Origin of the sequence: Vibrio hepatarius (genome assembly GCF_001274785.1) — a bacterium.
In the GTDB taxonomy this organism is placed as follows: domain Bacteria; phylum Pseudomonadota; class Gammaproteobacteria; order Enterobacterales; family Vibrionaceae; genus Vibrio; species Vibrio hepatarius.
In genome coordinates this window covers 15,612-40,771 of sequence record NZ_LHPI01000019.1, presented here as the reverse complement: position 1 = coordinate 40,771, position 25,160 = coordinate 15,612, and the positions used below count along the sequence as shown (strand labels likewise).

Annotated in this window: 25 protein-coding genes; 8 read left to right on the top strand and 17 right to left on the bottom strand. The window is 45.9% G+C overall.

Annotation, left to right across the window (positions count from 1 at the left end; translation table 11 throughout):
- The first annotated feature begins 38 nt into the window (after positions 1-38).
- Complete coding sequence (purB, locus tag AKJ31_RS17105; RefSeq protein ID WP_053410290.1) at positions 39-1,409, top strand: adenylosuccinate lyase; 1,371 nt, start codon at positions 39-41, stop codon at positions 1,407-1,409.
- Positions 1,410-1,737: 328 nt separating this feature from the next.
- Here purB and AKJ31_RS17100 read toward each other — a convergent pair whose 3' ends face one another.
- The 9 genes from AKJ31_RS17100 to htpX all read right to left on the bottom strand — a co-directional run bounded on the left by AKJ31_RS17100 (position 1,738) and on the right by htpX (position 8,791).
- Positions 1,738-2,268 carry a DUF3833 domain-containing protein gene (locus AKJ31_RS17100; protein ID WP_053410289.1) on the bottom strand — a complete coding sequence of 177 codons (531 nt, stop codon included), beginning with the start codon at positions 2,266-2,268 and terminating at the stop codon, positions 1,738-1,740.
- Positions 2,265-2,816 carry a chalcone isomerase family protein gene (locus tag AKJ31_RS17095; protein WP_053410288.1) on the bottom strand — a complete coding sequence of 184 codons (552 nt, stop codon included), beginning with the start codon at positions 2,814-2,816 and terminating at the stop codon, positions 2,265-2,267. Before AKJ31_RS17095 ends, AKJ31_RS17100 begins: the two co-directional genes overlap by 4 nt.
- A complete protein-coding gene (locus tag AKJ31_RS17090) occupies positions 2,785-3,294 on the bottom strand; it encodes a DUF2878 domain-containing protein (RefSeq protein ID WP_053410287.1) in 510 nt (169 codons plus the stop codon). Before AKJ31_RS17090 ends, AKJ31_RS17095 begins: the two co-directional genes overlap by 32 nt.
- Positions 3,295-3,298: 4 nt before the next feature.
- A complete protein-coding gene (locus tag AKJ31_RS17085; RefSeq protein ID WP_053410286.1) occupies positions 3,299-4,543 on the bottom strand; it encodes an SAM-dependent methyltransferase in 1,245 nt (414 codons plus the stop codon).
- Positions 4,540-5,310: a DUF1365 domain-containing protein gene (locus tag AKJ31_RS17080; protein WP_053410285.1), complete on the bottom strand. Its 771-nt coding sequence runs from the start codon at positions 5,308-5,310 to the stop codon at positions 4,540-4,542. The genes AKJ31_RS17085 and AKJ31_RS17080 overlap by 4 nt, the downstream gene beginning before the upstream one ends.
- Positions 5,310-6,587, bottom strand: a complete 1,278-nt coding sequence (locus AKJ31_RS17075) for an NAD(P)/FAD-dependent oxidoreductase (RefSeq protein WP_053410284.1) — start codon at positions 6,585-6,587, stop codon at positions 5,310-5,312. Before AKJ31_RS17075 ends, AKJ31_RS17080 begins: the two co-directional genes overlap by 1 nt.
- A gap of 12 nt (positions 6,588-6,599) precedes the next feature.
- On the bottom strand, positions 6,600-7,325 hold the full coding sequence (locus AKJ31_RS17070) for an SDR family oxidoreductase (RefSeq protein ID WP_053410283.1): 726 nt from the start codon (positions 7,323-7,325) through the stop codon (positions 6,600-6,602).
- Positions 7,322-7,741, bottom strand: a complete 420-nt coding sequence (locus tag AKJ31_RS17065; RefSeq protein WP_053410282.1) for a nuclear transport factor 2 family protein — start codon at positions 7,739-7,741, stop codon at positions 7,322-7,324. The genes AKJ31_RS17070 and AKJ31_RS17065 overlap by 4 nt, the downstream gene beginning before the upstream one ends.
- Before the next feature lie 186 nt (positions 7,742-7,927).
- A complete protein-coding gene (htpX, locus tag AKJ31_RS17060) occupies positions 7,928-8,791 on the bottom strand; it encodes a protease HtpX (RefSeq protein WP_053410281.1) in 864 nt (287 codons plus the stop codon).
- A 327-nt stretch (positions 8,792-9,118) separates the two neighbouring features.
- Here htpX and AKJ31_RS23265 point away from each other — a divergent pair, with 327 nt between their 5' ends.
- Complete coding sequence (locus AKJ31_RS23265; RefSeq protein ID WP_167421037.1) at positions 9,119-9,286, top strand: hypothetical protein; 168 nt, start codon at positions 9,119-9,121, stop codon at positions 9,284-9,286.
- Between the two features lie 68 nt (positions 9,287-9,354).
- On the opposite strand, the gene bioD is transcribed toward AKJ31_RS23265, so the two are convergent.
- The 4 genes from bioD to bioB are packed head-to-tail and all read right to left on the bottom strand — an operon-like array spanning position 9,355 to position 13,022.
- Positions 9,355-10,038 carry a dethiobiotin synthase gene (gene bioD / locus AKJ31_RS17055; protein ID WP_053410280.1) on the bottom strand — a complete coding sequence of 228 codons (684 nt, stop codon included), beginning with the start codon at positions 10,036-10,038 and terminating at the stop codon, positions 9,355-9,357.
- Positions 10,035-10,838 (bottom strand): malonyl-ACP O-methyltransferase BioC, encoded by an 804-nt coding sequence (gene bioC / locus AKJ31_RS17050; protein WP_053410279.1) that lies wholly within the window; start codon positions 10,836-10,838, stop codon positions 10,035-10,037. Before bioC ends, bioD begins: the two co-directional genes overlap by 4 nt.
- A complete protein-coding gene (gene bioF / locus AKJ31_RS17045; protein ID WP_053410278.1) occupies positions 10,838-11,983 on the bottom strand; it encodes an 8-amino-7-oxononanoate synthase in 1,146 nt (381 codons plus the stop codon). The genes bioC and bioF overlap by 1 nt, the downstream gene beginning before the upstream one ends.
- Positions 11,970-13,022, bottom strand: a complete 1,053-nt coding sequence (bioB, locus tag AKJ31_RS17040) for a biotin synthase BioB (RefSeq protein WP_053410277.1) — start codon at positions 13,020-13,022, stop codon at positions 11,970-11,972. The genes bioF and bioB overlap by 14 nt, the downstream gene beginning before the upstream one ends.
- 136 nt (positions 13,023-13,158) lie before the next feature.
- On the opposite strand from bioB, the gene bioA reads away from it, so the two are divergent.
- A complete protein-coding gene (bioA, locus tag AKJ31_RS17035; RefSeq protein WP_053410276.1) occupies positions 13,159-14,436 on the top strand; it encodes an adenosylmethionine--8-amino-7-oxononanoate transaminase in 1,278 nt (425 codons plus the stop codon).
- Between the two features lie 44 nt (positions 14,437-14,480).
- On the opposite strand, the gene AKJ31_RS17030 is transcribed toward bioA, so the two are convergent.
- Together AKJ31_RS17030 and AKJ31_RS17025 are read right to left on the bottom strand one after the other, a co-directional pair.
- The gene (locus AKJ31_RS17030; RefSeq protein ID WP_245639064.1) at positions 14,481-15,203 is read right to left on the bottom strand and encodes a YccT family protein; all 723 of its coding nucleotides are present in this window, start codon (positions 15,201-15,203) and stop codon (positions 14,481-14,483) included.
- 46 nt (positions 15,204-15,249) lie between these two features.
- Entirely contained in the window at positions 15,250-16,179 is a 930-nt protein-coding gene (locus AKJ31_RS17025) for a porin (protein WP_053410274.1), read from the bottom strand.
- A 515-nt stretch (positions 16,180-16,694) separates the two neighbouring features.
- Between AKJ31_RS17025 and dinG the strand changes: the two genes are divergently transcribed.
- The 4 genes from dinG (at position 16,695) to AKJ31_RS17005 (ending at position 20,684) form a co-directional block, all read left to right on the top strand.
- Positions 16,695-18,770 (top strand): ATP-dependent DNA helicase DinG, encoded by a 2,076-nt coding sequence (gene dinG, locus AKJ31_RS17020; protein ID WP_053410273.1) that lies wholly within the window; start codon positions 16,695-16,697, stop codon positions 18,768-18,770.
- A gap of 70 nt (positions 18,771-18,840) precedes the next feature.
- Complete coding sequence (locus AKJ31_RS17015; protein WP_053410272.1) at positions 18,841-19,389, top strand: primosomal replication protein; 549 nt, start codon at positions 18,841-18,843, stop codon at positions 19,387-19,389.
- On the top strand, positions 19,390-19,551 hold the full coding sequence (gene rsmS, locus AKJ31_RS17010) for a pleiotropic regulatory protein RsmS (protein WP_053410271.1): 162 nt from the start codon (positions 19,390-19,392) through the stop codon (positions 19,549-19,551).
- A 2-nt stretch (positions 19,552-19,553) separates the two neighbouring features.
- The gene (locus AKJ31_RS17005) at positions 19,554-20,684 is read left to right on the top strand and encodes a ribosomal protein uL16 3-hydroxylase (RefSeq protein WP_053410270.1); all 1,131 of its coding nucleotides are present in this window, start codon (positions 19,554-19,556) and stop codon (positions 20,682-20,684) included.
- A 53-nt stretch (positions 20,685-20,737) separates the two neighbouring features.
- Here AKJ31_RS17005 and AKJ31_RS17000 read toward each other — a convergent pair whose 3' ends face one another.
- Entirely contained in the window at positions 20,738-22,855 is a 2,118-nt protein-coding gene (locus tag AKJ31_RS17000; RefSeq protein WP_053410269.1) for a methyl-accepting chemotaxis protein, read from the bottom strand.
- Between the two features lie 203 nt (positions 22,856-23,058).
- Here AKJ31_RS17000 and xthA point away from each other — a divergent pair, with 203 nt between their 5' ends.
- The gene (gene xthA / locus AKJ31_RS16995; RefSeq protein WP_053410268.1) at positions 23,059-23,865 is read left to right on the top strand and encodes an exodeoxyribonuclease III; all 807 of its coding nucleotides are present in this window, start codon (positions 23,059-23,061) and stop codon (positions 23,863-23,865) included.
- Between the two features lie 81 nt (positions 23,866-23,946).
- Here xthA and fabV read toward each other — a convergent pair whose 3' ends face one another.
- Positions 23,947-25,149, bottom strand: coding sequence for an enoyl-ACP reductase FabV (gene fabV, locus AKJ31_RS16990; protein WP_053410267.1), 1,203 nt, complete (start codon positions 25,147-25,149; stop codon positions 23,947-23,949).
- Between the last annotated feature and the right edge of the window lie 11 nt (positions 25,150-25,160).

Sequence of the window (25,160 nt, the reverse complement as noted above, 5' to 3'; positions counted from 1 at the left end):
AGCTCACGAAATTTAGAAACTCAATTCAGGAGAACACCATGGAACTGTCAGCATTGACTGCTGTTTCACCAGTAGACGGCCGTTACGGAAGTAAAACAATTGCATTACGCAGCATCTTTAGCGAGTTTGGCCTACTAAAGTACCGCTCTATCGTTGAAATCCGCTGGCTACAAAAATTAGCCGCAACAGACGCGATCAAGGAAGTACCAGCATTCAGTGCAGAAGCAAATCAGTTCCTAGACGATCTAGCAGCAAACTTCAGTGAAGAAGACGCGCTTCGCATCAAAGAGATCGAGCGCACGACTAACCACGACGTAAAAGCGGTTGAATACTTCCTGAAAGAGAAAGTTGCAGGCGTACCTGAGCTACACGCGGTTAACGAGTTCATCCACTTTGCGTGTACTTCTGAAGACATCAACAACACTTCTCACGCGCTAATGCTTAAAGAAGCACGTGAAACGGTAATCCTGCCTGAGATCCGCAACCTAATCGACGCGATCAAAGCATTGGCAGTTGAATACCGTGACATTCCACTTCTGTCTCGTACACACGGTCAGCCAGCATCTCCATCAACAATGGGTAAAGAGATGGCGAACGTGGCGTACCGCATGGAACGTCAATACAAGCAAATCGAAAACGTTGAAATCCTAGCAAAAATCAACGGCGCAGTAGGTAACTACAACGCTCACCTATCTGCTTACCCTGAGCTAGATTGGCACCAGTTCTCTGAAGAGTTCATCTCCGAATCTCTAGGCGTAACTTGGAACCCATACACCACGCAAATCGAGCCTCACGACTACATCGCTGAGCTGTTTGACGCGGTTGCACGTTTCAACACGATCCTAATCGACTTCGATCGTGACGTTTGGGGCTACATCGCTCTAGGTCACTTCAAGCAAAAAACCATTGCTGGCGAAATCGGCTCTTCAACAATGCCGCACAAAGTGAACCCAATCGACTTCGAAAACTCGGAAGGTAACCTTGGTCTAGCAAACGCAGTATTCGGCCACCTAGCGCAAAAACTGCCTATTTCTCGCTGGCAACGTGACCTGACTGACTCAACGGTTCTACGTAACCTAGGTGTTGGTGTTGGTTACGCGATCATCGCTTACACTTCAACGCTAAAAGGCATCAGCAAGCTAGAAGTAAACCGCGAAGCGCTACTGAAAGAACTAGACCAGAACTGGGAAGTACTTGCAGAGCCAGTACAAACGGTTATGCGTCGTTACGGTATCGAGAAACCTTACGAGAAGCTAAAAGAGCTAACACGTGGTAAGCGTGTAGACGGCGAAGCAATGCGTAACTTCATTGACGGTCTTGAGCTTCCTGAGCATGAGAAAGCACGCCTGAAAGAGATGACGCCTGCTAACTACATCGGTCAAGCAATCGAGCTGACTGACAAGCTGTAACAGCGACTCTCTAAATTGCAAAAGGCTGATGTGAACCATCAGCCTTTTTTAGGGCGTGTTGACCTTTCGTGGTTAAATTTTGTTCGAGATAAAAGCGTTTTAATCGCGGTGAGAGGTTTGCCGCCTAGTCATTCTAAGCAAATACCTCTCAACAATGAGTAAAACGCTTTTAGCCGAACCCGTTGGGCAGCGTTTGTGGATCCTTTCTACTGCGTTATCGGCTTATCAGGTAGAGTGACTACATTTCAAAGCCTCTGCCTTGTATAAAGAACCCACAAACTGCTGCAAAAATCATCTCGAAAGGTCAACACGCCCTAATTCTTTTGCCCTATTTCTTCTGAAAAAATAGAGTTATCTTACCGACTTCAACGCCAAACTTGTTAATACTGGTGACGTTGAATACATGCTTGTCATCTTGACGATAGAGCCAATCATCAAAACTCACCACCACCGAAGAGTCTTCCAACTGCAGCTCAAAGTCATACTGCCACTGCAGCGCATTGCCAACTTCTCTACCCTTAGCGACACCGATAATGTCATCGGCTACGCCTTGATATTCGCTATCACTTAGACGAGTGATTTTCCATATTCGCTGGTCTGTTTCTCCATCATCGAAGACGAAATCTTCGGTCAGAGTCAGCGTATCCCCTTCAACAGTGCCGACGATCGAGACTTCAAATCGGCGGGTTTGTTTGTCCGTATAGTCTTGCACCATCCCCCAAGCGGTCAACTCACCGTCAAAGTACTCAAACACATTAAAAGCCGGCATACTCGATTGGTAATCCTTAATATCACTCGAACAACCGCCAAGCAGCAGCGCGATACAAATGCCGCACATTTGTAAAAACCTATTCATCATTTAACTCCAATTAATTGCTTACGTAACTTTGGATATTGAGTGTTGGGAGATAACCAAATCGCGAGAAACGCATCATTGAGCGTTTCATCACTGATGGTACCGATGGCGTCAACCTGCCCTTTATGTTGGTAATAGAATTGACCAGTCTGACCATCTGTCACATAAGCGAGTTGTTGTCCTTTTTTGATATCAGGAAAAATAGATTTTAGCTGCACAAGCCACTGTTTTCGCATCGGGGTTTGATAACCCAGTTTTTCCCATTGCTCATCCGTAGCTTCAAGCAACTGTCGGCTAGAAATGTCTCGTTGATAGTCGATGGCAAGAGCCAAAGGATGCGGAGAAATATCATCGCTTGATTGATAAACACCGTTTGGCGTGAGTAACCTAGATTGGTAGACATCGAAAAACAGCACGCTCAACTGCGCTTGTCCCACCATCGACCAGTTTTTCCACTCTAGACTGGCTTGCGCTGCAGACGCATAACTTGTCTGCGTGTACAGCATAAGTAGCAGTGAACTAAGCGCGTTGATTATGGTTTTCACTCTCATAGCCATATACCTTTTGAATCAACCAGAACATTGCGAGCCATTCACTAAAAAGAATTGCCATTGTTACTTCAATACCAAATCCGAACTCTACAGCGCCAAGCTTTTCACCAGCGATATAACTCAGTGCACCGCCAATGCCGCCCAGCAGCGATATGCTCCAAACAGAGAAGCGATTTAGTTTCTGCAACAGAAAGTACGCATACCAAACAAACAGCAGCCATAAAGATACTAACCACACAGGCAGAAAAGTTGTCTCGAAGATCAAAAGACCTAGCTGTGCGTTACCAAAATCAAGACCAATACCCGCGACGACAAGTAACGCGACACGCTGCAACTTAATCTCATGTTGTAAATAGCTGCCTAACAGGGTGCAAGCCGCCAACAACGCACTCAGCCATTGCCACTGTTGATTGCCTAGTACGGCGAGAAACCAAAAGCTTTGAAACCACACCGAATAGGCTACAAAACGCCAGTCCATCGCGCTACGGCCTTTGGAACGTCATGTGCACGGTGCTGATGCTTTTTGCTCTAAAGCCGCCTTCGCAATAGCAGAAATAATAATTCCACATGCGGATAAAGCGCGTATCAAAGCCTAGTGCGCGCACACGTGACTCCGCTAAGTTAAAGCGAGTTTTCCAATCGCTGAGCGTCTTGGCGTAATCCTCTCCAATATCAAACAAATCCCTCAACACCAGATCACTGTACTGCGTTGTCGCTTGAGTAAGCGCGGTAACCGAAGGCAAGAAGCCACCAGGGAAGATATACTTTTGGATAAAATCAACGTTGTTGCTGTAGTAATCGTATCTTTGGTCGGCGATGGTAATCGCCTGAATTGCCATCAAACCTTTTGGTTTCAGCAACGACTGGCACTTTTTAATGTACGATTTTAGATACTCTTTACCGACCGCTTCGATCATCTCGATAGAAACAAGCTTGTCGTACTGCCCACTCAGATTACGGTAATCCTCTTTAAGCAGGGTAATCTGATCTTGTAAGCCTAACTTTTCGATCAGATGTTGGGCGTACTGGTACTGTTGCTCAGAAATCGTCGTCGTCGTCACTCGGCAACCGTAATGCTGTGCCATGTAAATCGCCATTGCCCCCCAACCAGTGCCAATCTCGATCACGTGATCGCGCTCGCTAAGGTTAAGTTGCTGACACAAACGCTCCATTTTGTTTTCTTGCGCCTGCTCTAGAGAATCCGTTTCATTGCAATATAGAGCGGAAGAGTAAAGCATTCGTTTATCGAGAAATGTCTGATATAAATCGTTGCTCAAGTCGTAATGTGCTTCGATATTTTTCGCTGAGTTCTCCACCGTATTGCGGTTAAACCAATGGCCAACCCGATAAGCAAGTTTCGAAAGTAAACTGACCCGGCTCTCAATAGAATCCAATGTGGAGATGTTCGCCGCCATCAACTCCATCACTAATGTCAGGTCAGGGCTGTCCCACCAACCATCCATATATGCTTCAGCGGCAGCAATGCTCCCACCGGATAATACGCGTGAATAAAACGCAGGGTTCTTCACCTCAATCATCGCTTGCGGCGTGCCATTTTTTGGACAACCGAATAACGTTCGCTGTTTCGCATGCTCTTCATCGAAAGATTCGAGAATGGTCAACGAACCAACTTCCAACTTTTGAAGCAGTGTAAATACAAGATTTCTCGCGGTTTTCTGACCACTGGAAAGCTGTCTTGGGTAAGGAATCACTTGCGAGTTGATCATGTTCTATGCTCCTTAGCTTTATTTTTCTGATGAGCGTCTTTTTCCTGATGGTATTTAGGATGGGAATAAAATGGTGCGCCTTTGCACCACAATTTCAAGGCATGCCAATAAATACCGCTTACTACTTTTACTGCCATTATTGGCGTCGAGATCAGTCGCTTGAGTAAAGATACCGAACTTAATGGCTGTTTTTGCATGCTGAGCGTTGCATCAAAGGCTTTGCCGTCTCGATGACACTCAAGATGTACAGATAAGCGCTTGTCCAGCGGTTTAATCCGCCAAACATACTTTTGATCGATAGGATTAAACGGTGAAACGTGAAACGCTTTGTCATGCGTCCATGCCGCTTGAGACGTCGCTGAAATGGCATAGTAGTGACGTTCATTCCATGGTGTATTGCTCACTTCTGCCAAAAGGTAACGCCAACTTCCAGCTTGGTCGTAGACATAATAGAAATTGACGGGGCTGAAATAGATCCCCAAATAACGCAAGTGCACTACCGCCTCAACACGCCCTTCAACGCGCTCACCAGTCAATTCAAGCACCTTATCAAACACCGCTTGTTTCAAGTCCCCGCAGCCAAGATAGTCTTCACGTCTAAACCTTGCCCAATGCCACCAACGCGTACCGAAAGCCCATACCTTATCCTGCAACATCTCTATCTCATCAAGGTCGATACAGGGCATAAACAAAGGATAGTTGATCTGGTGTTTGATGGGAGTAAAACGTCGATGCCTGACGTTACCAACCAAAAGCGCGCTTTGCATTACGCCGCACCTTTTTGCTGGGTATGCTGCGCAACTCTTTGCACTCCAGAAACCACATCTAGCGCACTTCTCACGCCGTCTTCATGGAATCCGTTGTACCAATACGCTCCACAGAACCAAGTCTGATTGACACCATTGATTTCTCCGCGACGTTGTTGCGATTCCATCGACTGTTTGGTGAATACTGGATGATGGTAAGTAAAGCTACGCAAAATCTTGTCACGCTGAATGTGTTCTGAGCTATTCAAAGACACACAAAACGTTACCGGTGCTTCGATGTGTTGCAAAATGTTCATGTTGTAGGTCAGCATCGGTGGCTGGCCGTCAATATCGCCTTTCCCTAATCGGTAGTTCCACGATGCCCAAGCTGCTTTGCGCGTTGGTAACAAAGACTCGTCAGTGTGCAGTACCACTTCATTAGCTTGATATTCCAGTCCAGACAAGACGTCTTTTTCAACCGTATCGGCGTCTTTCAACAACGCTAACGCTTGGTCGCTGTGGCAAGCGAAAATCACTTGGTCAAAGCGTTCAATTGCACCGTTTACTTTGATTTTGACACCCGCAAAATCGCGCGCAACCTCTTCCACTGGCGTCGATAAACGAATTCGGTCTGCGAAACCGTGGATCAACGGCTCGATATATGCCCTAGAACCACCTTCAATCACATACCACTGCGGGCGATTGGTCACATCAAGTAGTCCGTGGTTTAAAAAGAATCGAGCAAAAAAGTCGAGTGGAAACGAACGCATATCAGCCAACGTGGAGGACCAAATTGCAGCTCCCATTGGCAGTACGTAATTTCGGCAGAAATAATCACTAAAACGCTCTTGCGCGAGAAAAGAACCGAGAGTTTGTGACTGCCCCTCTCCATCTTCAACTAGCTGTTTAACACGCTTATTGAAGCGCAGGATTTCGAAAATGAATCGATAGAAGCGTGGATTCCACCAGTTGCGGCGCTGAGCAAATAAGGTCGTGAGCGTATGGCCGTTATACTCCAGCCCATTTGCTTCGTTGTGGACGCTAAAGCTCATTTGTGTCGGACGGCCTTCCACGCCTATCTCATCCATCATCTGCATAAAACGTGGATACGTGCGGTCGTTATAGACAATAAATCCGGTGTCGACAGAATAAGGCTTACCTTCGACATGAACGTCTACAGTCGCGGTATGTCCGCCAATGTAATCGTTGGCCTCAAACACCGTAATATCGTGTGATGGGTGCAAGTGATACGCGCACGTCAGCCCAGAGATACCACTACCAATAATTGCGACTCTCATTGAAAACTCCTTTTAATTCGAAATCAATTTCGACGTGACTGCGTTTTGCCACCGATACGGCAGCAACCCGATAAGTCGTAAAATGGTTGTAAAGCGTTTGGGAAAGTAGATGTGCTCTTTCCCTTTGGCCAAGCCTTGACGGATGGCATGTGATGCTTGCTCTGTGTCAATCAACATCGGCATCGGGAAGGTGTTTTTGTCAGTCAGTGGCGTTTTCACAAACCCTGGATAGATGACTGAAACTTTGACCCCTTTCGCTTTTAAGTCGAGCTGTAGCGCTCTGGCAAAATAGCTCACAGCGGCTTTCGAAGCGCCATACGCTTCTGCCCTAGGTAGCGCAACCTCACTCGCGATAGACCCGACGAGAGCAACGTGGTGACCAGGCTTAAAGTGCTGCTGACAGGCTTCAAAGGCGTTAGCCAAACCAATCACATTGACTGAGAAGACGCGTTCAATCAGTTTTGAGTCGATAACACCATCATCGATGTACTCGCAGTCTCCAGCATTTAACAACCAGAGCTCAGGAATTGTTTCTAGTGAACTAAGCGCTGAGTGAGTTTGAACGCGGTCAGTCAAGTCAAACGCTAATCCGGTAATCAAAGTAGAGTGAGCTTGCAGGTGCTCCAATGCCTGTTGATTACGACCGCAAGCTATCACTCTCCAGCCCTGCGCGGCGTAGTCTTTCGCCAGTTGGTGCCCAATGCCAGAAGTTGCCCCAGTGATCAGTACACTTTTCATGAGCCTAACCTCTGCTTGATCGCTTTAATCACCGAACCCAATAAAGGCAGGTTTTCATACAGCATCTCACCAAGATCAAAATAATCACGGTGGTAAATCACTTGACCGTCTCTGAACTTGAGGTGGCTAACACCATTCACACAGATGGTTTTGCCTTTCTGCAACTTGGGATGCTCTAGCGTCATGGTCCAAGTCAAAAAGCCATTGTCGTTCACCTGCTGCTGCTCTTTGATATCGAAATCACAGCGGTTTACGTTGGAGTACAGTGAGTCAAAGTAACGCTGTAACTCCGTCCAACCTTCTAAGCGATGGGCGGCATCTTCAAACACCACTTCTTTGTGATAAACCGGCTCTAAGGTGTGAAGGTTTGATTTTGATAGCTGTTGATAAATTTCACCGACTGAGGCGATGTCCATTCCACTCTCCAAATATTGTACAGATTAAATTTATGTACAATAAAACTAAGATAGAACATCATAGAAACTTGTACAACTTTTAAGTTTGTAAAACTTTGTGAACTTTTATACGTAGGTTGAGATAAAGGGATCAAAAAAAGGCTTGGTATTTCTACCAAGCCTTTCGAGCATTTAAACTGTTGTAACTTATGAGTTACGCAGCGCTGCAATACGTTTGTCTAGCGGTGGATGGCTCATCAGTAGCTCTGTCATTGAACGCTTTCCATTGATACCAAATGCCATCATTGAGCCTTCTAGCTGAGATTCATGGCTGACTTTTAAACGCTCTAGTGCAGCGATCATTTTATGTTTACCCACAAGTTGCGCTGCGCCTGCATCTGCGTGGAACTCTCGGTGACGGCTGTACCACATAGTGATGAAGCTTGCTAAGAAGCCAAACACCAACTCAAGTACGATAGAGACACCGAAGTACACCATCATGTTGCTGCCACCTTCCTCTTCATCGCTATTTGAAGAGACCAAGTTAGCGATAAAGCGTGATAGGAAGATCACGAAGGTGTTCACAACGCCTTGCATTAACGTCATGGTGACCATATCGCCATTGGCAATATGGCTCACTTCATGCGCAAGTACCGCTTCAGCTTCATCACGCGTCATGTTGTGTAGCAAGCCAGTCGATACTGCGACCAATGAATCATCGCGCTTAGCACCCGTAGCAAACGCGTTGATATCCGCCGAGTCATAGATCGCAACCGTTGGCATACCGATGCCAACTTGCTCAGACTGACGGCGCACGGTTTCCAAAAGCCAATGTTCTGTTTCGTTACGCGGGCTCTCGATAACCATACCGCCAACTGAACGTAGCGCCATGCCTTTCGACATTAATAGTGAGATAAACGCGCCACCAAAACCAAACACCGCAGCCATGATTAACAACCCAGACAGGCTGCCAGGCTGCATCCCCGTTACAGCGTAAACAATATTGAGCACAACGCTCAAAACCAGCACGACGGCTAGGTTGGTTGCCAAAAACAACATTACTCGCTTCATTTAATTTTCTCCAAAAACGGAAGCTTATTATTATTCGCCCGTAGCCTGACGACCAAGCTACGTGCTAAGGGGCTTACACCCTTTTTATTTATTACCTAGATATAGTCTATCTCTTTTATTTACAAGGTTAAGTCGCAAATTGAAACATTTGATTTCGTAAATTTCATACTTTAGGTTGTGTAAATGAAGGCAAATAAATTCAAACATAATTTCAATCAGTTATAAAACAGCATACCGAGACTTAGACTTTGGTCTTATTGTGTAGCCGTTGAATCATGCTAGATTTATCGCAGACAACCACTTCCATGTGAATAAAGGAAAAGCATCATGGTCGAAACTAGCAACTATCAAATGGCTATTGATTTACTATGCTGTCATCTAGGTCTTTCAGAGGAAGAAGCAATGAAGCAGCTAGGCATCTCTTGTGACGAAAGTGTACAAAAGCACATCGTCGAAACCCAACAAGCTTTTGTTGGACTCGCTTCAGAGATGTAAGCCGTTACTTACGCACATTAAAAAGGGCAGCCAACTAGCTGCCCTTTTGCATTTTCAGAGGAACATATCTAAGCCGATAATAAAGGCTCAACGTTGATGTACTTACCCAATTCTTTGCGTTTAACGCTTGGTACGTAAGGGATCTCACCCAGCTTAGGCGCATCAATTTTCTGCTCTAGCATATCGATGATTTCCGCGTAATGCTCTGTACCTGGATTCACTCGATTCGCTACCCAACCCACGACTTGAAGACCGTCTGCTTTAATCGCGTCAAACGTTAGCATCGCGTGGCTCAAACAGCCTAATTTGATTCCTACCACCAAAACGACAGGTAGCTTTTCTTGCTGCACCCAACTTGATAAGCAATCTGAATCAGAAACAGGAACACGCCAACCGCCTGCGCCTTCAACCAAGACGATATCGGCATTTCGCTTATGTTGAGCAAGTTTCTCGCTAAGCACTGAGTATTCAATCTCTACCTGCTCATTTTTAGCCGCGATGTGCGGAGAAGCTGGCAGCTCTAAGGCGTATGGATTGACGTCTTGATACACGACATCCACCGTTGCAACATTTTGTAGATGAAGCGCGTCAGAATTTCGAAACCCTTCCGCTGTTTTTTCGCTTCCTGCGGCAACTGGTTTATAACCAATTGTAGATAATCCTTTGTTTGCTAGCGCGTTTAAAATCGCTTTCGACGCAACTGTTTTTCCAACATCGGTATCCGTACCAGCAATAAAAAAAGCATCAATCATAGATGAATAACCCCTAAACAAACCTGATATGTGGCAGGAAGAAGACCCTGATGGTTTTTAAATTTCTGGTACGATTGCTCAACTTGCAGCAATGACTTGCGGCTTGTTAAGCCTTGAGAGCGCCCGCTAACATGGTTAGCGCCGATGCCTTTCAAGTCTTTCATCAAGGAAAATGCACTTTCGTACCAGAGTGTAATGGTGGGCAAGTCTAGACGATGGTTCACGCAACCAGATTGCGCTAACGCAACTTTTACCTGATTGGTGGCGATAAAGTCATTGACGTGTTGATATCCATCAATTTCTAGCCACGCTTGTTTAAGCTCACACAGAGAGCCATCTAGCAGCGTAGAAAAACAAATCTTTCCACTAGGCTTCACTACCCGACGCATTTCTCGCAAAGGTACCGATAAGTCTTCACACCACTGTAGGGCTAAGCTGGAAAACACGAAATCCACCGAATCTGATTCAAATGGCAGACATTCGGCGTCTCCTTGTTGGTAAGTGACATTGTGCTCACCACAGCGCGTTTTTGCCGCGGCCAACATTTGTTCGGACAGGTCAAAGCAAATAACCTCGGCTCCTCTTTGGCGTAACTGCTGAGAGAAGTACCCCGTACCACAGCCTACGTCCAATACTGTTTTACCACTCAAATCTTCCGGTAAGAACCCCAACAATCGATGTCCAACGTCTCTTTGAAACTGGGCATGCGCATCATAAGTGCTCGCCGCTTTACCAAATGCTTCTGCGATCGCAGCTTTATCCAATGCTGCATCTGAGTTCAATGCGAATGCATGTTCCATCAACTCAACTTCTCCATCGCTTGGTTTAAACTCTCTGCCAGCGCTCTCACTTGCTTTGTCGTGTGATTCGCTGTCAATGTGATGCGTATCCGAGCAGTATTTTTAGGCACGGTTGGTGGTCGGATCGCCGTCAACCAATGACCTTGCTGTTTGACGTGTTCAGCGAGTGAGAGTGCTATCTCAGACTCCCCTACCAATAGCGGTTTGATTGGGGTAATTGTTTCGGTATAACCGGGGAAATGAGAAAACTGCTCGGCATAGCACTGCTGGAGTTCGGATAGTTTTTCTCGGCGCCATTCTTGGCGCTGAATCATACCGACAGCATGCATTAGCGCATACGCTTGAGACGGAGGCATAGCTGTTGAGTAGACGTGGTGGCGAGCAAATTGAGTCAAATAATTACCGACTTCTTCACTGCACAATATCGCGGCACCAGACAAACCAAACGCTTTACCAAAAGTGACTACCAACAAGTCAGGTCTAACCTTAGCGTGCGAGCAGCTGCCGCGACCTTGCTCACCTAAAACGCCGATTCCATGCGCATCATCAACGGCTAGCCAAGCTTGGCCCTCGCACAAAGCATGCAAATCAGCCAATGGAGCTAAATCTCCATCCATGCTAAACACGCCTTCAGTGACGACTAACGCCTCTTCCGTCAGCAACTTGCTTAGCGACTGAGGGTCATTGTGCAAAAAACGCTTCATTGTCGCTGGCGATAATGCCCCAGCTTCCATTAAAGAGGCGTGATTAAGTTTGTCTTGTAACAGCAGATCACCCTTTTCTAGCAAACTGAACAGCATGGCTTGGTTAGCTGAAAAGCCAGAATTAAATAGCACCGCACGTGGATACCCCAACCAATCGCATAGCGCTGATTCCAAATTCTGATGAGCCGGACTAAAACCTGTTACTAGCGGCGACGCACCACTGCCATTTCCGTATAACTCGATACCTCTCTGCCAAGCAAGAGACAGTTCCTTATCGCTGGCTAAACCGAGATAGTCGTTGCTCGAAAAGTTGGTAAACAGCGAATCATTGAAGAGAAGTTGCGCCTGGTTACCACCGTCAATTGAACGCAAGCACCTTGATAGCCCTTGCTGCTTACGCGTTGCAAGGGCTTTAGCGATACGCTGATTAAACGCTGGCATCGTAGAACAAGTCGTCCTTTGTTGGTCGCGCGGCAACACGTTCCACAACGCGGTCTAGCAAGTCGTTTTCTTCAATTTCGTCTGGCTTTTGCGAAACTTGTTGGCTATTGATACCCAGTTTATCGAACAACTGCATATCTTTGTCTTCTGAAGGATTTGGCGTGGTGAGAAGCTTACATCCGTAGAATACAGAGTTTGCGCCTGCCATAAAGCACAGTGCCTGCATCTGTTCGTTCATGTTCTCACGCCCTGCAGACAAGCGTACTGCTGATTGTGGCATCATAATACGAGCGATCGCGATCAAACGGATGAAATCAAATGGGTCGACGTCATCAACTTCTTCCAACGGTGTGCCTTTCACTTTGACCAACATGTTAATTGGTACGCTTTCCGGATGGGTTGGTAGGTTAGCTAACTCAACAAACAAACCCGCTCGGTCGTTTGCGCTTTCACCCATACCAATAATGCCGCCAGAACAAATTTTCATCCCCGCGTCACGCACGTGAGAAAGCGTATCTAAACGGTCTTGATAAGTACGGGTTGTAATAATGTTGCCGTAGAACTCAGGCGATGTATCTAGGTTGTGGTTGTAGTAATCCAAACCTGCATGAGCTAACTCTTGCGCTTGCTCGGGCGTCAACATGCCCAGCGTCATACAAGTTTCTAGCCCCATATCTTTCACGCCTTTGATCATCTGAGTTAGATGCGGCATATCGCGCTCTTTAGGGTTTTTCCACGCCGCTCCCATGCAGAAACGTGTCGAACCGGCATTCTTTGCTTTCTGCGCGGCATCAAGAACGCGCTCAACTTCCATTAAACGCTCTTTCTCTACATCGGTTTGATAACGTGCGCTTTGAGGGCAATATTTACAATCTTCAGGACAGGCGCCCGTTTTAATAGAAAGTAATGTGCTGACTTGCACATGGTTATGCTGCTGGTATTGGCGGTGGATCGTTTGTGCTTCAAAAAGAAGATCCATAAACGGCTTGTCCATAAGCTCACGAACTTGTGCAACAGTCCAGTTGTGACGTACTTCCACGTGCTTTCCTTTTACTAGTCATTATTAGATTGATTTATGGCTAGTCTACTGACAACATAAACACTGTCAACAAGATAAAAACACAAAAGTTTACATTTGATTATTTTTTAATCACCACTATTTGAGCACTTAAAACATGGATCTTACCTTTGACCGCGACCATATCTGGCATCCGTACACTTCCACTCTCGCACCTCTGACCTGTTATCCAGTGACATCTGCAAACGGCGTATACCTTGAGCTAAAAGACGGAACTCAACTTATCGACGGTATGTCTTCTTGGTGGTCAGCGATTCATGGATACAACCACCCTCATCTAAACAACGCCGCACATAGCCAAATTGATAAAATGTCGCATGTGATGTTTGGTGGTATTACACATGATCCTGCGATTAACCTGTGTAAAAAACTGCTCAACTTCGCTCCAGACAACTTAGAACACGTGTTTCTCGCAGACTCTGGTTCAGTCGCAGTAGAAGTCAGCCTTAAGATGGCACTGCAATATTGGCATGCTAGAGGTGAAACAAGGCCGAAGTTTTTAACCTTGCGCGACGGCTACCACGGCGATACATTCGCGGCAATGTCGGTGACGGACCCGAATAACTCTATGCACTCGTTGTACAAAGGGTTTCTACCGGAGCATATCTTTGCGCCGTCTCCTAACATAGGTTTCTGGCAAGAGTGGCATGAGAGTGATTTAGATGATTTTAAACGCACTATTGACGCTCACCATCACGAGGTCGCCGCTGTGATTTTAGAGCCGATCGTACAAGGCGCAGGTGGGATGCGTATTTATCACCCAAACTTTCTAAAAGGAGTGCGTGAGCTTTGCGACCAGTATGGCGTGCTATTGATTCTCGATGAAATCGCAACCGGTTTCGGACGCACAGGTAAAATGTTTGCCTGCGAGCACGCAGATGTACAGCCCGATATTTTGTGTGTCGGTAAAGCGCTTACTGGCGGTTACATGACTTTGTCAGCTACATTAGCGTCTAAACACGTAGCAGATACTGTGTGCGGCGGTGAAGCAGGTTGCTTTATGCATGGACCAACCTTTATGGGAAATCCATTAGCATGCTCGGTCGCAACGGCAAGTATGGAGCTATTAGAAACAGGTGATTGGAAACATCAAACAGAGCAGATTGAGCAAATATTTGCCAAGTTATTACCAGCACTGAAACAACATGAGTTAGTAGCGGATGTTCGTTGGCTTGGCGCCATTGGAGTGGTAGAAACCACCAAACCCGTCAACATGGAGGCGATTCAGGCTCATTTTGTCGAGCAAGGCGTATGGATCAGGCCATTTGGCAAACTTATCTATATGATGCCGCCGTTTATTAGTAATCAAGAAAATATCGAACAACTTATAGCGGCAATCCAAAACGCACTTCAATCATCAGATTGCTTTTCCTAACGACAGAAGGCTTCTTACTAGAAGCCTCTTGACAACCAATACCATTAATCTTGCTCGATTATCCAACGTCGAAATGTTTTGCGTTCTTCTGCAGAGGACTTTAAGTACCATGCTTTAAGCTGTTCCACATTATTGATCGGTGCGGACTTTGACGTAGAATCTGTCTTTCCAGCAGTAGCAGCAATTGCAATTTCAGGTTTATCGACTAAGTCACCGTTCTCGAAATAAATTCCACGTTTTTTGTTGTGCTCCGTAACCAGCTCTTCCATGTTCAAAAACGGAAATAAACCAGACTTTCCTTCTAGCACTTCTTGTTCATAAGGCAATGCGCTGCCATCTTGGGTGACTTTCCATTTAGGGTCATCCCCTTTAAAAGCACGTTCTGCCTCTTGAAGACTTCTCGCACTAGGATGCTCTATTAAAATCTCACTACCTGATACTTGTAAATCTATGACAAAAGGTTTTGAGGTAAATACTTCTTCACTTCCTCCACGACCAATTGTTTTATCCATACGGATGACAACTTGATTAAAGCCTTCGCCAATTTCATTCACACCCAATTTAGACTCAGCCTGCTGACCATTAATGTACAGTACGGATATACCATTCTCAGCATTTAACTCTGCCGCATGTATTGACAAGGAAGTTAAGGCTGCAAGTGTAGCTAAAACTCTTTTCACGTATTTTCTCTCTCTGTGTAAACCCCAAATCTCTTTGGAGTGACTAGGTCTTTTTGCAATACTAACATTAGAAATAAAAGAAGCCACCCGAGGGTGGCTTCTTTGATAAATCGTTATCAGTTGATATCACTGATTAGAAAGATGCTTTAACACCAAAGCCGTATGCAACGTCAGTGTCGTCTTCATCACTGCCGCCTACTTCAGCATATAGAGTAGTGTTTGGCGCGATACCGTAACCAGCGTTAACAAACCAGTTTGTAACTTCATCACCTTCGTCAGGGTCAACGAAGTCTACACCTGCAGCATAAGTCCATGCTTCCATTGTGTAGTCAGCAGCAATAGCAAATGTATCCGCTTCAACAGTACCAAAATCAGTGTAGTAGTAAGCAGCTTCAAGGTTTACATTCTCGATACCTGCAAAACGCGCTTCAAGAGCAACTAGGCTTAGATCATCATCAGAGTTGTCAACGTGAGCTGAGCCGTAGAATACTGTGAAGTCGAAATCTGCAACGCGTGCACCAACTTTAGCATCAACGTAGCTATCACGGTTGTAAATGTGGTTTTCGTAAGCGTCTTGGTTGTAACCTACAGAGAAGTAGTAAGAACCGCTGTCGTAGTCGTAACGGATTGCTTCTTCACCACCGAAGTCTAGATCATCACCGAAGAAAGAAGATAGACCAAACATGTAGTCGCTACCGATACCTGCGTCATCTAGTACAGTATCTAGTTTACCAACGATTAGGCTACCGTAAGTTTGAGAGTAGAAACCTACGTAAGTGTTACCGTTTGCAACATTACCTTGAGCACGGTCACTTGAGTCACCAGAGTACTCAATGTAACCACCGATTTGGAAGTCATCGTTTACTGCGTAACGAGTGTCAAAACCGATGTCAGCATCGTCGATCTCTTGTTTTAAGTTGTCGTCTTCAGAAGTTGTCTTCTTGTAACGAACTTCGATGTCACCTTTAAGATTAACTGTTACGCCATCTTGGTTGTATAGTTCGATGCTAGCTTGTGATGAAGCTGCAAGTAAAACTGAAAGAGCTACTAGAGTCTTTTTCATAATAATCCACTGCCTTTTCTTAAGATGGGAATTCCTTGTCCGGTTCCCTTTATGTTTTTTGATGATGACTCTTACCTCTTATTGGGCGGGATGTCATCGCCAGTAAATGCGAGTCTTAGATTGCAAAAGATTATCCTACCTGTCAAATGATCAAAAAAAATTTAATAAAAAAACCTAAAACAAATAAAAATCAGATAGTTACATATAAAACAGCTCATTTTGCGAGCAAAACCTACAACCTTACAAACCGTACGTTCAACCATGCCAACTTTTAATGATTAGATTAATTATCTTTATGGGCGCATTAATAAAACAAATTACAGGATAATATTTCATTGGAGCACCTCATTTAGAGTTATATATTTTTTACATTTAGAAATTAATCTAAGTTCCTGATGGTTCAGTTTTTTTTTGTGAAGGAGATCCACATTTGGCGATCAAGAATTCTATTTCGTGAACTAAGTAGCCTTTAGCAAACTGTGCTATCATCGCCTCCCCGTAATCGAGATCACAGAATGACAGCCAGTAAAATACAAAATGCCGTTCGCACTAGTTATCAAAATTTGCAATCTCAGCTAGATAACTTTGTCCCTCGCCGAGCGCAGAACTACCTCGTTGCAGAAATTGTTAAAACGCTGTGTGGCGAGTATCACAAATCGACACGAATGATTGTTGCGGAAGCAGGAACTGGCATCGGCAAATCTCTCTCTTATTTAATGGCAGCGATCCCTGTGGCGCTGTTTAGCAATCGCAAAGTTGTTATCTCAACAGCAACGGTTGCGCTGCAAGAACAGCTCGTAAACAAAGATTTGCCTCTATATAGACGCATCACCGATCGAGAATTCTCTTTTATCTTGGCGAAAGGTCGACAACGTTACTGCTGTGCAGAGAAGCTTGCCTCCGCTTCGGGTGTGGATGGCGGCCAACTGGCCATGTTTGAACAAAAACCAAAAAAGAAAGACATCGAACAATTAGAGCTGATGTATAAAAAGCTGGCCCAGAACAAGTGGGACGGCGACCGCGATTCCTGGCCAAAGCCGATTAAAGATGAGATTTGGCAACTGATCGTCAGTGATAAACACAGCTGTAACAGCAGTATGCCTGCCCACCGAGACTGCCCATTTCAGAAAGCGCGCTCAGAACTTGATAAAGCAGACGTGGTTATCGCTAACCATAGCTTAGTAATGGCAGACGCTGATTTGGGGGGCGGAGTTATTCTTCCTGAACCGGAAAATACCATCTATGTCTTTGATGAAGCTCATCACCTACCTCATGTTGCGCGCGATCACTCCTCAGCTGCAGCGAGCTTAAAAGGTGCGGCCAGTTGGCTTGAAAGACTCAATCAATCTGTCACTAAGTTTGCGGGCATGGCAGACGAAAAGCGCGTGAGCCGTTTTCGCAATGAGCTTCAAGATTCGGTTCAGCAGTTGATCCCTTCCCTATCCCAGTTAGCCACCCGCTTTGACCCAGCTCATTTTGAAGAAAACATTTACCGCTTCGAAAACGGGGAGTTGCCTAGCTGGTTAGAAGAAGAAGCAAAAGAACTCAAGAAGCTATCGCAAAAAGGCGCACAAGCCGTCGCGAAAATTGCAGACCTAATATCAGAGCGAGTCAAAGACGGTGAGCTGTCAAATCGACTGGCCGAACCTGCATTAGCCGAGTTGGGCTTTTATATCCAACGTATGGATAACCTCGCCCAAGTTTGGCATCTCATGGCAGAGCCAACCCGCGAAAAAGGCGCTCCGCTGGCGAGATGGCTCGAAGTAAGCAAAGAGCGCGAAGGAGACTTCGTAGTCAACGTCTCTCCGCTTGAAGTCGGTTGGCAATTAGACCAACAATTGTGGAGCCGCTGTGTAGGCGCAGTACTAGTGTCCGCCACGATGCGAGCGCTGAACTCATTTAGCTTCTTCTGTCGACAAGCAGGTATCAGCGAAAAAGCCGAAGACGGTGTGCGCTACCTTGCGCTCGCATCGCCTTTTGACTACCAGAATCAAGCCGAGCTTTTTGTCCCTAAAATGAAGTACGAACCTCAGGCTCCGCAGTACACCGATTATCTAATCGATATCCTGCCAAACCTGATTGAAGAGAACAAAGCCAACCTTGTGCTGTTTTCTTCTTACTGGCAAATGAATCAAGTATCGGAAGCTTTATCAACATATTTCCTTAAAAGAGGCTGGGCATTGCAAGTTCAAGGACAAGAGTCGCGCTCAGAAATACTAAAAAAACATAAAACCCTCGTCCAATGCCAGAAAACAAGCGTCTTGTTTGGTACGGGTAGTTTCTCTGAGGGACTCGACTTGCCGGGTGAACTTTTAGAGAACCTAATCATCACCAAAATACCGTTTGCGGTACCAACTTCGCCAGTTGAGCAAGCTCATGCTGAATACATCGAGAACCGAGGCGGCAATCCGTTTATGCAAATTACCGTGCCCGAAGCGAGTAAAAAGATGATTCAGTCTGTTGGGCGTCTGCTGCGAAAAGAGCGGGATTCTGGTAGAGTTATGATACTTGACCGACGTATTGTGACTAAGCGATACGGCAAAGCACTTCTTGACTCGCTACCTCCATTCAAACGAGTTATCGAGTACTAAACTTTCAATGAGTGCGATAGGTTTTAAAGCAACCGAACAATCTGGCGCATAAAATGAGTCGTATAAAGTAATGAGTCGTATTAAAGAGTTAGCCAACACATTAGAGCAACTAGCAAATCAAGCGGCCGCTCTCGATAGACAGCGTGGTGAACATCACTTGCCGCTTTTTGATGAGCGCCTGTTCAGATGCAAAGCAAAGTTGCTTGTTCCTTGTGTGACTGAAACTCAAAGCACGCTCAACAGCTTAGTAAAAGAAGAGGAAGCGGGTAAATTAACGGCGCTTCGAGCTGAGTACCTCACCGAGCGATTGTATTCGCAGATCAGTGCCATTCAACGTGAATTAGCGACAACCACTATTCGCAAACAAGAGCCCAAGCATAAAAGCTACTACCAAAAGCCGATCAACGAGCTCTATCAAAACCTCGCCCAACACCAAGAATGGGAAAGACGGTTAATGGAGATGGTGCGCGAGAAAGAGCTTGCAATGCAGTACGCACCACCATTCCAGCAACAGGCAGCTCAGCAAGCTTTACTCGCTACCGAGCAGCGACTTAAACGCTGTCAGGAATCCAAGCTCAAAATTGAAAACCAAATTACCTACCGAGAGAGAAATCAGTAAATGTCATCAGCTCAATCAGAACTGGAACAAGCACCAGATGAAGTGAAACTCGCGGTTGATCTTATCTATCTACTAGAAAGCAATGAAGTCGACCCTCTTGTAGCGCTCAAAGCACTCAATATTGTTAAGACCGATTTAGAACGTAAGCTGGAGAGCAATTAAGCATGTATCAGCTTAACTTTGATATGGCACAATTTCTTGCAGAGTATTGGCACAAGAAACCAACGGTCATCAAACAAGGATTTGTCGACTTTGTTGACCCAATCACCCCCGATGAACTTGCTGGGTTGGCAATGGAAGAAGAGATCGACTCTCGATTTGTCTCCAACAAAGGAGGCCAATGGAAAGCGAAGCACGGTCCTCTCCCAGAATCACTGTTTGAAACGCTGGATGAAAGCCACTGGCAGCTTATCGTTCAGGCGTGTAATCACTGGCACCTCGGTGCAGCGGAACTAGTTGAACCTTTTAAGCAACTTCCCCAGTGGTTGTTTGATGATCTCATGGTGTGTTTCTCTGCTCCGGAAGGCGGAGTTGGACCTCACATTGACCAATATGACGTCTTCATCATCCAAGGTAGTGGTAAGCGCCGTTGGCGTGTCGGTGATATGGATAAAGGCCAATACAAAGAATCGATACAAGGTGGCGCGTTAAGACAAATCGAGGGTTTTGATGCGATTATCGATGAAGTGCTGCAACCTGGTGACATACTTTACATTCCGCCAGGTTTTCCTCACGAAGGAAATACGCTTGAACCGAGTATGAGCTACTCGATGGGCTTCCGCTCACCGAAAGAACAAGAGCTACTGAGCAATTTTGCTGACTACGTCTTAGCCTACGATAAAGGCGATATTCATCTGCACAACCCAGATCTACAGGCTCAAACCAATAATGGTGAAATCCAAAGCCAAGACTTAGCCAAGTTAACCGATATGTTGATGTCTGCTCTTCGCTCAGAAGAGGACATCGCGGATTTTATGGGTAGCATGCTAAGTCAGTCTCGTCACCAGCTGGATATTGTCGAGCCTGAAGAGCCATATACAAGTGAAGAACTGCTCGAACATTTGCACCAAGGTGGCGCTTTGAGAAAAGTCTCGGGTGTTCGAGCGCTTTACCATCAGCAAAAACCAACCAGTGCCTACATCAACGGTGAGCGTTTCACCGCGTCAAAAGAGCTCTGCCACCTGCTGTGTGATCATGAGACGATTACCGCGACTAATTTGCCGCAGTTACACAAAGATGGAAACACAGATCTACTTTGTACATTGCTCAATAAAGGCTATTGGTACTTGGATTAAGCTCCAAGCTAAACCGAAAACACACAAAAAAGGCGACTCTAGGTCGCCTTTTCTTATACTTTGAACTGATTAACCAATTGTTGCTGCTTCTGCGAAAGTTCGCCAATTTGGCTGCTAACCGATTCTGACTCTTCTGCTTGGGTGAGTATCTGCGCACTAAGGTCACGAATGTTGGCCACGCTTTGGTTGACTTCCGCACTCACCGATTGTTGTTCTTCGGCCGCTTTTACTATCTGCGAGTTCATATCACTGATCGACTCAACCGCAGTGAAAATGCGTCGGATCTCTTCAACCGCTTTTTCCACCTGCTGCGCTGAATCATTCGCAAGATCATTCCCATCTTGGATCGCCGCCACCACATCCTGAGTGCCTTTTTGGACACTTTCGATCACTTGGCGAATCTCACCAACCGAGTCTTGAGTGCCACTTGCCAAGCTACGAACTTCATCGGCAACCACCGCAAAGCCTCTACCCTGTTCACCCGCGCGAGCAGCCTCAATCGCAGCGTTCAACGCGAGCAAGTTGGTTTGCTCAGAAATACCCTCGATAACCGAGAGAATCTCAGTAATATTGGCATTGTTCTTCGCCAGCTCTTCTACCACTGGAACGGCAGCGGTCATACGCTCAACTAAGTGCTGCATTTCCTGTTGTGATTGTTCAATTACTTGTTGACCAGAAAGCGCCGCATCATTCGCCTTTTGCGCTTCTTGCACTGCCGTTTCCGCATTTTGCACCACCAAGCTTGCGGTCTGTGTCATTTCCTCGGAAGCGGTCGCAACTAGATCAACTTCTTTAAACTGCGAGTCACTGCTATTCCGTGTCTGCTGCGCGGCAACAGTGGATTGCTGGGTGGTAGTACCGATTTGGAACGTCGTATCCACTACATCAGTGATGATTGACTGTAACTTATCGAGGAACTGGTTAAAGCCACCAGCCAGTTGACCGATTTCATCTTGTGATTTGACGTCTAGACGCTGAGTTAGGTCACCTTCTCCCGACGCGATGTCATCTAATCTTGCCACGACTTCACGAATTGGTTTCACCAAACGAGACGCCATTAATGCGATGGTTGCAAGACCAAGTAGTACCAAAGCTGACCCCGCAATCAGCTCGGTTGTGACACTTTCTTCCACTTGTTGACTGATGATCGCGTCCAGCTTGTTGGCGTCAGTCAATACGCTTGCACGAGGCATATCAAACAGTACACCCCAGGTTTGGTTTGCGACAATAATTGGCGCAAATACACTTAGCCACTGACTATTTTCAGTCCACTGAGTTTTAACGCCCTGGCCAAATAACAGGTCGGTAATCTGATTGTTTGACAAGGTATCGCTGACATAAGGCTGGCCCAGTGGGCGAGTCGCATCATCACTAGCAATCAACGAGCCATCTAAACTGATGATGTTGATGTTGCCACTGCCAGAAAACAGCTGTTTGTCCGAATCAATCACAACATCTTTCAATACGTCCAAACGTAAATCGATACCAAAGAAACCTACCGCGACACCTTGAGAAAATACTGGCACGGAAATCGAAGTAGCAAGGAACTGAGTGTCACCTTGTTTAAGCATGCGAGGCGTTGTCACACAAGATGTGCCTGACGCGATTGGACAGAAAAAGCGCTCACTGTTTGCTTCCGCACTAATGTCTTTTTCCGACAGTACATTAGCAACCACATTTTCGCCGTTTTCAGCGATAATCCAGTAAGGCGCAAAACGACCGATATCATTAGAGCCTACGTATCGAGCGCCAACATAGTTACTGTCTTCCCCGTCGAGTAAATCTGGCTCAAACACCAGATACGCGCCCTGAATCGAATCAAAGTTCAGTACTGCTTTACGCACCATTTCATCCAATGCTGTGCGCAGCTCTTCGCTGTCACCGAAGTTTTCTTCCGTGTTGCTCTTTTGAAACTCGGCACTCGAAGCAAGCATTTCAGCACGATAAAGTGCTTCATTTAAATACTCTGCGACCTCTGTTGCGTTGAGCAATGCTCGTGTTTCTAGCAGTTGTTCGGATTTGGTGATGACCGATTCACTGCTTTGCGCTTTGATCTGTTTTTGATTGGTCACCGCGTTGTAGACCGAAAAACCAATGAGCGAGATAGAAGTGATAAGCAGGCAGCAACCAGCTAAGAGTGTGATTTTCCACTGAACTGAAAGGGTTCGCATATTACATCCTTTTAAGCAAACTCGATAAGGCCTATGGCGCTATATTAGCCTTTTATTACAACACAACACGGCCATTTATCAATCGAAAGTTTAAGGGAATGTTAACAAATATAGTTAATGATGTTTGCTTTAGTGTGTTGTGGCAGAAGATGATAAGATCGGCGACTATGCCAATTAGAATGATGAATAATTAAGGATTTAGGATGAAAGTCATCTCGTTCAACATCAACGGTCTGCGCGCTCGTTTGCACCAGTTACAAGCGGTGATTGATAAACATCAACCAGATGTCATCGGCCTTCAAGAGATCAAAGTTCACGATGAAGCTTTTCCAATCGAAGACGTTGAAGCGATGGGCTACAAAGTGTACTTCCACGGACAAAAAGCACACTACGGTGTTGCCATGCTGTGCAAGAAAGAGCCAATCTCTATCCAGAAAGGTTTCCCTACCGACAACGAAGAACATCAAAAACGCATGATCATGGCGACGTTTGAAGATGACAACGGCGAAAAAGTCACAGTACTCAATGGCTACTTCCCGCAGGGTGATAACATCAGTCACGAAACTAAATTCCCATACAAACGCCAGTTCTACAAAGACCTAATGGGCTACTTGACCGAGAACCACACCAATGATGAACAGTTGATCGTGATGGGTGACATCAACATCAGTCCGATCGATTCAGACATCGGTATCGGAGAGCCAAACCGTAAACGTTGGTTGAAGACAGGTAAATGTTCATTCCAGCCAGAAGAGCGTGAATGGTTAAAAACGTTAATGGATTGGGGCTTTGTCGATACTTTCCGCCAGATTCATCCAGAAGTCAGCGACCGTTTCTCGTGGTTTGATTACCGCTCACGCGGCTTTGATGACAACCGTGGCCTGCGTATCGACGTGATCCTTGCGACACCAAAACTCGCGGCAAAATGTATTGAGTCAGACATCGACTACGAATTACGTGGTATTGAAAAACCGTCTGACCACGCACCTATTTGGTCAACGTTTCAGTAAGCTAAGCTAGCCAGCTAGATTCTAGATACAAAAAATCCGGTGCATGCGCACCGGATTTTTTATCATTGGAGTCAAAGCAAGTTAGATAGCGATGAAATCTGCTTCTACCGCTGGGTTCACGTCAGCTTCGTAATCCACACCGTCAACACCGAAGCCAAATAGCTTCAAGAACTCTTCTTTGTACTCAACGTAGTCAGTCAGCTCTTTTAGGTTTTCAGTTGTGATTTGTGGCCATAGGTCACGACAGTGTTGCTGGATATCTTCGCGTAGTTCCCAGTCATCCAGACGTAGACGGTTTTTCTCGTCCACTTCTGCTGCGCTGCCGTCTTCTTTGTATAGACGTTGGCTGAACATGCGGTAGATTTGTTCCATACAACCTTCGTGTACGCCTTCTTCACGCATCTTCTTGAATACCATCGCGATGTACAGTGGCATTACTGGAATCGCAGAGCTCGCCTGAGTCACTACCGACTTAAGAACCGCTACGTTTGCGCTGCCGCCAGTCGCTGCAAGTTTCTCGTTAAGTGCCGTTGCTGCACGGTCTAGGTCCATTTTCGCTTTACCTAGCGCGCCGTCCCAGTAGATTGGCCAAGTCAGCTCAGTACCGATGTAGCTGTACGCTACTGTCTTACAACCTTCTGCAAGAACGCCAGCTTCAGACAATGCGTTGATCCAAAGTTCCCAATCTTCACCGCCCATTACGGTTACTGTGTCTTTGATCTCTTCTTCTGTTGCTGGTTCAACACTTGCTTCGATGATCACGTCTTTATTGGTATCAACCGCTGTTGACGTGTAAGTTTCACCGATTGGTTTTAGCGCTGAACGAACCAATTCACCTGTCTCCGGCATTTTACGTACTGGAGAAGCCAGTGAGTAAACCACCATATCAACCTGACCTAAGTCTTCTTTGATCAGCTCGATTGTTTTCTGTTTCGCTTCGTTTGAGAAAGCGTCGCCATTTAGGCTCTTAGCGTATAGACCTTCTTCACGGGCTAGCTTTTCAAATGCCGCAGCGTTGTAGAAACCTGCCGTACCTGGTTTCTTTTCAGTGCCTTCTTTTTCGAAGAACACACCGATAGTTGAAGCACCGCCACCAAATGCCGCAGCGATACGAGAAGATAGACCGTAGCCACTTGATGCACCAACAACAAGAACGCGCTTAGGAGCGTTTTTGATAGGGCCTTGTGCTTTTGTGTAAGCAATTTGTTCTTTTACGTTAGCTTCACAACCCACTGGGTGCGTTGTAGTACAGATAAATCCACGAATTCTAGGTTTGATGATCATATTCAACTTCC

What these genes read in the sequence shown, in the direction of transcription:
- purB (WP_053410290.1), top strand. Translation starts at nt 39, where the DNA reads ATGGAACTGTCAGCATTGACTGCTGTTTCACCAGTAGACGGCCGTTAC.
- AKJ31_RS17100 (WP_053410289.1), bottom strand. Translation starts at nt 2,268, where the DNA reads ATGATGAATAGGTTTTTACAAATGTGCGGCATTTGTATCGCGCTGCTG.
- AKJ31_RS17095 (WP_053410288.1), bottom strand. Translation starts at nt 2,816, where the DNA reads ATGAGAGTGAAAACCATAATCAACGCGCTTAGTTCACTGCTACTTATG.
- AKJ31_RS17090 (WP_053410287.1), bottom strand. Translation starts at nt 3,294, where the DNA reads ATGGACTGGCGTTTTGTAGCCTATTCGGTGTGGTTTCAAAGCTTTTGG.
- AKJ31_RS17085 (WP_053410286.1), bottom strand. Translation starts at nt 4,543, where the DNA reads ATGATCAACTCGCAAGTGATTCCTTACCCAAGACAGCTTTCCAGTGGT.
- AKJ31_RS17080 (WP_053410285.1), bottom strand. Translation starts at nt 5,310, where the DNA reads ATGCAAAGCGCGCTTTTGGTTGGTAACGTCAGGCATCGACGTTTTACT.
- AKJ31_RS17075 (WP_053410284.1), bottom strand. Translation starts at nt 6,587, where the DNA reads ATGAGAGTCGCAATTATTGGTAGTGGTATCTCTGGGCTGACGTGCGCG.
- AKJ31_RS17070 (WP_053410283.1), bottom strand. Translation starts at nt 7,325, where the DNA reads ATGAAAAGTGTACTGATCACTGGGGCAACTTCTGGCATTGGGCACCAA.
- AKJ31_RS17065 (WP_053410282.1), bottom strand. Translation starts at nt 7,741, where the DNA reads ATGGACATCGCCTCAGTCGGTGAAATTTATCAACAGCTATCAAAATCA.
- htpX (WP_053410281.1), bottom strand. Translation starts at nt 8,791, where the DNA reads ATGAAGCGAGTAATGTTGTTTTTGGCAACCAACCTAGCCGTCGTGCTG.
- AKJ31_RS23265 (WP_167421037.1), top strand. Translation starts at nt 9,119, where the DNA reads ATGGTCGAAACTAGCAACTATCAAATGGCTATTGATTTACTATGCTGT.
- bioD (WP_053410280.1), bottom strand. Translation starts at nt 10,038, where the DNA reads ATGATTGATGCTTTTTTTATTGCTGGTACGGATACCGATGTTGGAAAA.
- bioC (WP_053410279.1), bottom strand. Translation starts at nt 10,838, where the DNA reads ATGGAACATGCATTCGCATTGAACTCAGATGCAGCATTGGATAAAGCT.
- bioF (WP_053410278.1), bottom strand. Translation starts at nt 11,983, where the DNA reads ATGCCAGCGTTTAATCAGCGTATCGCTAAAGCCCTTGCAACGCGTAAG.
- bioA (WP_053410276.1), top strand. Translation starts at nt 13,159, where the DNA reads ATGGATCTTACCTTTGACCGCGACCATATCTGGCATCCGTACACTTCC.
- AKJ31_RS17025 (WP_053410274.1), bottom strand. Translation starts at nt 16,179, where the DNA reads ATGAAAAAGACTCTAGTAGCTCTTTCAGTTTTACTTGCAGCTTCATCA.
- dinG (WP_053410273.1), top strand. Translation starts at nt 16,695, where the DNA reads ATGACAGCCAGTAAAATACAAAATGCCGTTCGCACTAGTTATCAAAAT.
- AKJ31_RS17015 (WP_053410272.1), top strand. Translation starts at nt 18,841, where the DNA reads ATGAGTCGTATTAAAGAGTTAGCCAACACATTAGAGCAACTAGCAAAT.
- rsmS (WP_053410271.1), top strand. Translation starts at nt 19,390, where the DNA reads ATGTCATCAGCTCAATCAGAACTGGAACAAGCACCAGATGAAGTGAAA.
- AKJ31_RS17005 (WP_053410270.1), top strand. Translation starts at nt 19,554, where the DNA reads ATGTATCAGCTTAACTTTGATATGGCACAATTTCTTGCAGAGTATTGG.
- AKJ31_RS17000 (WP_053410269.1), bottom strand. Translation starts at nt 22,855, where the DNA reads ATGCGAACCCTTTCAGTTCAGTGGAAAATCACACTCTTAGCTGGTTGC.
- xthA (WP_053410268.1), top strand. Translation starts at nt 23,059, where the DNA reads ATGAAAGTCATCTCGTTCAACATCAACGGTCTGCGCGCTCGTTTGCAC.
- fabV (WP_053410267.1), bottom strand. Translation starts at nt 25,149, where the DNA reads ATGATCATCAAACCTAGAATTCGTGGATTTATCTGTACTACAACGCAC.